Below are 1,080 nucleotides of genomic sequence, written 5' to 3' on the forward strand. Positions count from 1 at the left end.
CAATCCTCCATTTTTTCCCAGAGAGCTGGAAGAGGGAGAAACTTTGGAGAAACGAGGAGAATTCCTCCTTGAGCCCGATCATGGGAAGGAGAATTACTGCCCTTAAGGGCGACTGTGAGAAGACCGTTGCCGCCCCTTACTAGCGCGCCCGCCCGGAGGCAGCGATCCTCTGAATACTTGAGGATCCACTCCGTCCATAAAGCATCCTTGCTGGACATTAGGACTTCCATTTCCCAAGAGCGTCGCTCAAGGCCAATTAGCTTCGCTAAATTTAGTGCATGCCGATTTTAGTGCCTAAGTATGGACTTGCCATATACACCTCTCCCAAGGTGCTCTCCACATCCCTAAAATCGCTCGCATTCTTCTTGGAGAATTCGAGAGATTTTGAACCCTTCCGAGCTGGTGGAAAAACGTGGCACGTTCACTCGATAATGCCCACCACAGAATTCGAGAGGATAAAAACGAAGGAATACCCTCACAAAATTGCCTTCGTGCGAGAACCGATAGAACGTTTTACTTCTTTTTTCCGGAATAGGGTTCTCCGTCGACATAAGCAATCCCTTATTGGGTGGAGAAGAGCGGTTGCTCGGGGCCTACCTCCAGAGCCCACCTTTTCGGAATTCGTGTCAAATCTGTCAGAATATCGGCAATCCATTGTTGAAGTTGCTCACCATACAGAGAAACAGGTCGTATTTCTTGGGTATGAGGCATCTGAGTTTGAGAAGATCTACACTCCGCACTCAGTAAACGAATTCCAAGATTATCTTCGAGGGGTCTCAGGAATGAAGGCGAGGTTGCCGCATCAGCAAAAATCAGGGAGAAGTCGTAAGGTCGAGATAAAGGACGCGGACATAAAGCAACTACGGGACTTCTACCGAGTCGACTTCGAAACCTACGGGGCGTTTTTCTGACCGCGGTTCGTTAGGCGAAGGTTAGTTCAGAACCAAGCAGAAAGGCAGACCTTGCGCCTGATTCTTCACATTGGAAGGCCAAAGACTGGCTCAACGAGCTTGCAGCGCTGGCTTTACCAAAACCGTGGGGAATTATCCCTGCGAGGGTATTTTCTTTTTTCGGGAATTG

2 protein-coding genes are annotated in these 1,080 nt (G+C 49.1%); one reads left to right on the top strand and one right to left on the bottom strand.

Annotated elements, in window-relative coordinates; translation table 11 throughout:
• The coding region (locus EBR25_14460) for a hypothetical protein (protein ID NBW42171.1) at positions 1–218 on the bottom strand (218 nt) is incomplete at its 3' end.
• A 60-nt stretch (positions 219–278) separates the two neighbouring features.
• Between EBR25_14460 and EBR25_14465 the strand changes: the two genes are divergently transcribed.
• The gene (locus EBR25_14465; protein NBW42172.1) at positions 279–911 is read left to right on the top strand and encodes a hypothetical protein; all 633 of its coding nucleotides are present in this window, start codon (positions 279–281) and stop codon (positions 909–911) included.
• Positions 912–1,080: the final 169 nt, after the last annotated feature.

Source organism: bacterium, from assembly GCA_009926305.1.
In the GTDB taxonomy this organism is placed as follows: Bacteria; Bdellovibrionota_C; UBA2361; order UBA2361; family RFPC01; genus RFPC01.

What these genes read in the sequence shown, in the direction of transcription:
- EBR25_14465 (NBW42172.1), top strand. Translation starts at nt 279, where the DNA reads ATGCCGATTTTAGTGCCTAAGTATGGACTTGCCATATACACCTCTCCC.